The organism is Rickettsia sp. TH2014 (assembly GCF_019249195.1).
Lineage (GTDB): Bacteria > Pseudomonadota > Alphaproteobacteria > Rickettsiales > Rickettsiaceae > Rickettsia > Rickettsia felis.
Window position 1 is genome coordinate 1 of sequence record NZ_MXAX01000230.1, and the last position, 4,438, is coordinate 4,438.

The following is a 4,438-nucleotide window of genomic DNA, read 5'->3' on the forward strand; positions in this document are numbered from 1 at the left end:
AAATCTTTAATTTTAAAGATTTTTTAATATGGGTCTCCGCTTTCGCGGGGATGACATCGAGATTTTTTAAAGAAATGTCCGGTACTATAGGCTTGACCACGGGGTCCAATTAAAAATACTAAAATTTAGTATTTTTAAGTTGTATTTTTGGGTACCGAGATCAAGTCGCGGTATGACAACGGTGGATTCCCGCCTACGCGAGAATGACATAGAGCCGGCTTTTTGAGCCATGCAAAAACGTCTACAGTCGCTCGCAATGACTGGGTGGTACCCAAGCAATAACGCTATAAAAATTTTAAAAAAATTAGAATAGGTTTTTATCTTAACTTGTAAGCTATAAATAGAAACTCTACCAAAATTTAACGGTGGGAATTGCAAAGCTTTTTTATTTCTTTTTCCTTTTCTTTATTTCTTTTCTTAATGCTATTTCTTTCTTTTATAATTTTCTGTTTAGTTTCAAACGGAGCAAAAAAATAAAGCAGTATAATATTCTGCGTCAGAAGCATATAATTTTCTACTAGCATCCACTGCTATCCAATCTAAAGCTCTTTTTCCTTTAAAATCTTTAATTTTTTGATCTGCTCCATACTCTAATAAAATATGAACAGGTTCAACATTAAGATATGATGCTGCATGCATAAGGGAAGTCATTCCGGTTTTAGAATTTTGAATGTTAGGATTAACGCCTAGCTTAAGCAAAAGTTTTATGAAATCAGGATTATTTCTTTCTGCGGCTAGCATCATTCCGGTAATACCGTCTTCATATCTTAAATTGGGTCTCATTCCCTGATTAATTAAAAATTCGGCAATTTCCGACTTCATAAATCCTATATTTATATGGATTAAACTCATGGATGCACCACGCTTTAATAAAAAATCGGCAATTTTTATATTATTATTCGATATAGCATAATCTAGAGGAACCCAACCCAAGCATGGTTGATTTACTCCGTATCCTTCATCTAATATCTTTTTTACTTCATCAAGATTATTTGCCTTAATAGCATCTGCTATCGGTGTAATTGGATCTCCAACTTTTTGATCATACGCAACACCGTTCACATATATCTTTTTAGTTTTAAACTCGAGCTTACATTCCTTAGCATGGATAGAAGGAATAATAAAAATAATTATAAACTTTAAAATTACATGAATAATTTTCATATAATCAATCTAGGTACTATATAACTATGCAGCATTAAACCTTTATCGGTAAGAGAGATATTGTTATCTAACTTAATTAGACCTTGGTTTTGATAATGCTGCAAGTTATTCATGTCTAAAATATCAACTAATTTTGCATTTATTTTCTGCTCTAGTGCCGCAATATTTATACCGCTTTTAAGACGTAAGCCCATCATTAACGTTTCTTCAATGATTTCTTGATGCGTTAACTTAGTATTAGTTTGAATACCGACATTTTTTGCGTTAACCGAGTCTAACCATTTTTCAGGTTTATGCCACATCATAATTGCTGATACCGTTGCCGGTTCAATTATTCTACTATGGGCTCCGGGACCTATACCTAAATAACTATTATAATTCCAATAAGTTAAATTATGCAAACATTCCTGACCTTTTTTAGCATAATTAGATATTTCATATCTCAAATATTTTTGAGATTCTAGATAATGATTTGTCCATTCATACATTTCAGCTGCCGCATCTGAATGAGGCAAAATCAGATTACCGTCTTTAAATAATTTATAAAACGGCGTACCTTTTTCGATAGTCAGTTGATAAAGAGAAATATGACAATTTACGAGCTGCATAGCTTGCGTTAATTCTTCTTGCCAATCTTTTAATTTCTGGTCGCTACGTGCATATATTAAGTCAAATGATACTCTTGGAAAAATCGCATTTGCCGCTTCAATTGTTTTGATGGCTTGCAAGGGATCGTGGGTTCTTCCTAATTTTTTTAAATCATCCTCTTTTAAGGATTGTACCCCAATAGAAACACGATTAATCCCGGCGGATTTGAATGCTTTAAACTTCTCAGTTTCAAAGGATGTGGGATTAGTTTCTAGAGTTATCTCGGTTTTATTATCAATAATTGCTAGATTACTGATTTTATTTATTATCCCTGCAACTACTATAGGGTTCATTAACGAAGGAGTACCGCCGCCGAAAAAAATAGATTTAATGTATTTATTTTGAATAATATCCTTAAAATACTCGATTTCCGTTTCATAGGGTTTAAGCCATTGATTATGGTTTACAGCACTTGCCACATGAGAATTAAAATCACAATATGGACATTTTGACAAACAAAACGGCCAGTGAATATAAATGCTTAAATCATTAGCCATAACTCTCATATTTTTTAAGAATTCAGGCAGTTTGTTGTAACTTCTCAATTTCTTCTTTTTTTAAGCCTGTTGAGGCAATTATTAAGTCAGTTTTTAAGCCGGCTTTGATTAAATTTTTGGCTATAATAATTTTTTCTTTTCTTCTACCTTCTTGCCTACCTTTTTCTATACCTTTTAGTTCCCAATTACGTGCTATGCTTACCATAATTTTTTCTCTCTTTTTAGGATTTAAATGTGATTTAAGCATTGTTTCTAGTTCTATTTTATCAGTTTACTCAATTTTAGTCAAAGTATAGAATAAAATTAGCTCTATATAATCAATACCTATATTGACCTTAGAAAATTTAGGCAAGAGATTAGCTATCTCTGTCCATCTTTTCAATAAATCACGTTCATGAATATGCTTCATAAAAAATTGTAAAATTACGGACCAAGCATGTTCTTTCAAATGTTCATCAGGAATTTCATGAACATTAATTAGCTGATAACCATTAGTCCAAGTAGCTTTTACTAATTCACTATTTTCAAATAATTCCCATAAATTTAAAGGAACATTATATTTTTGTATGCCGTTATAAAACATTAACGGATATATAAAAGGAAATTTCTTGCTTTTTGTTGCTTTCATATAATATTCGGCAATCTTTAACATATAATTAAACAAGCGAAAAGCCATGTAATAATCAGGTTTGCTTTGATGTTCTAATAATAAAAATAAGTAACTATCTTCACTATTAAATTTAACGGAAAATAAAATATCTAATATGGATTTCTTAAGTGTTTTATCTACAAAACTATCTTTTTCCATTTTAAGAGTTTTAAAAGAAATCAAACTTTGTATATGAAGCGGTAAGTGCATTTGAAAAAACTCTTTGGCAACTATTGGATTTTCAAATGCACTGCGTATAATCTCGTCGTGCTTTAGATTTTTAGGCATAAATATTAATGATATACTGCGCTACAAATACACCATTAATAATACTTTTGCAATTATACATTGAGATAAATTAAGCTTTACAATTTTTGTTTATTAATCCAATATATATCACTTAAATATAAAATTCTTGTACCAGAAGATTATGAGGATAAATATATTATGTACATGGAATAAAATCGATTAGCCGAGATTTCAATAATAAATATTTTTAATTTAAGAGATATTATTAAAGTGATGAAAAAAATTACCTACTATTTTACAATTATTTTATTAACCTTTTGTGTTCAAGCTATGGGAGATAATAATAAACAAATATATAACTCTCAAGATACCAAATTTCTAGAAGAAGCTGAAGGTGCTGAAGCTTTAAAATGGACAAAAGAGCGTACGGCAAAAACTAAAAAATCTTTTAAGGGCATGCCGGAATATAAGCCAATAAAAAAAGAAATAGAGTCTATACTATATGACCAAAGAGAAATACCTTATGGGTTTATCCGCAACGGTTACGTATATAATTTTTGGATGGATGATAAAAATCCGCAAGGTTTATGGCGTAGAACGTTATTAGAAAATTATTCTAAGGACAGACCGGAATGGGAAGTTTTGATTGATTTTGATAAATTATCGAAAAAGTACGGCAAAAAAGTAATGTATCGAGGTGATATAGAATGTTTTCAAAGCCCCAATCTTTACCTTATTGCTATGTCATTCGGCGGCAAAGATGAACTTTGTTTAAAGAATGGAGTTTAGAGAAAAAAGATTTCGTAAAGAATGGTTTTGAGCCAAAAGCAAGTAACGGAAAATTATTAGAAGGAAAGTTTACTGTCCCTACTTGGGTTAACCAAGATACTATTATCGCTAACGTTCTTTTACATAAAAAAGAATTCGGCGCAGGTCATTCTTGGGTAACTGAGCATGGTGATCCGGAAAATCCTCAAGATTTAGTGCATATCAAAAAATATGCACCGCTAGAAAATTTATCTTTAACGCAAAAATACCCGGCTGTCTTAATTACGGATTCAGTATGGGATCAGCGTGTACACCCATGGCATGGAAGAATTTTTGAGTATGTGTTTGAGCAAAACCCAAATACTAAAACTTACTTTCTAGAAAGTAGTGATAGCGGACATGGTAGCGGTAGCGACTTAAAAATGTAATAGTTGAGATTTAATCTTACATTTAGTAAAATTAA

General features: G+C 31.2%; 3 protein-coding genes and 3 pseudogenes. 2 read left to right on the plus strand and 4 right to left on the minus strand.

Features of this window, described 5'->3' with window-relative positions:
- Positions 1-621: 621 nt before the first annotated feature.
- The 4 genes and pseudogenes from KYQ89_RS07855 to KYQ89_RS04610 form a co-directional block, all read right to left on the minus strand.
- Positions 622-1,164: pseudogene (locus KYQ89_RS07855) on the minus strand (ankyrin repeat domain-containing protein); the annotation flags it as partial.
- Positions 1,161-2,318: a radical SAM family heme chaperone HemW gene (gene hemW, locus KYQ89_RS04605; protein ID WP_218460613.1), complete on the minus strand. Its 1,158-nt coding sequence runs from the start codon at positions 2,316-2,318 to the stop codon at positions 1,161-1,163. The gene hemW and the pseudogene KYQ89_RS07855, both read right to left, overlap by 4 nt.
- A 13-nt stretch (positions 2,319-2,331) precedes the next feature.
- Complete coding sequence (locus KYQ89_RS07860; RefSeq protein WP_256621344.1) at positions 2,332-2,556, minus strand: transposase; 225 nt, start codon at positions 2,554-2,556, stop codon at positions 2,332-2,334.
- 24 nt (positions 2,557-2,580) lie between these two features.
- Entirely contained in the window at positions 2,581-3,246 is a 666-nt protein-coding gene (locus KYQ89_RS04610; RefSeq protein WP_256621346.1) for an Rpn family recombination-promoting nuclease/putative transposase, read from the minus strand.
- Positions 3,247-3,480: 234 nt separating this feature from the next.
- Here KYQ89_RS04610 and KYQ89_RS07865 point away from each other — a divergent pair.
- Positions 3,481-4,130 (plus strand): annotated as a pseudogene (locus KYQ89_RS07865) (peptidase S9); the annotation flags it as partial.
- A gap of 18 nt (positions 4,131-4,148) precedes the next feature.
- Positions 4,149-4,403: pseudogene (locus KYQ89_RS08490) on the plus strand (prolyl oligopeptidase family serine peptidase); the annotation flags it as partial.
- Positions 4,404-4,438 lie beyond the last annotated feature (35 nt).

Coding starts and splice junctions, on each gene's coding strand:
- hemW (WP_218460613.1), bottom strand. CDS start 2,318: ATGAGAGTTATGGCTAATGATTTAAGCATTTATATTCACTGGCCGTTT.
- KYQ89_RS07860 (WP_256621344.1), bottom strand. CDS start 2,556: ATGCTTAAATCACATTTAAATCCTAAAAAGAGAGAAAAAATTATGGTA.
- KYQ89_RS04610 (WP_256621346.1), bottom strand. CDS start 3,246: ATGCCTAAAAATCTAAAGCACGACGAGATTATACGCAGTGCATTTGAA.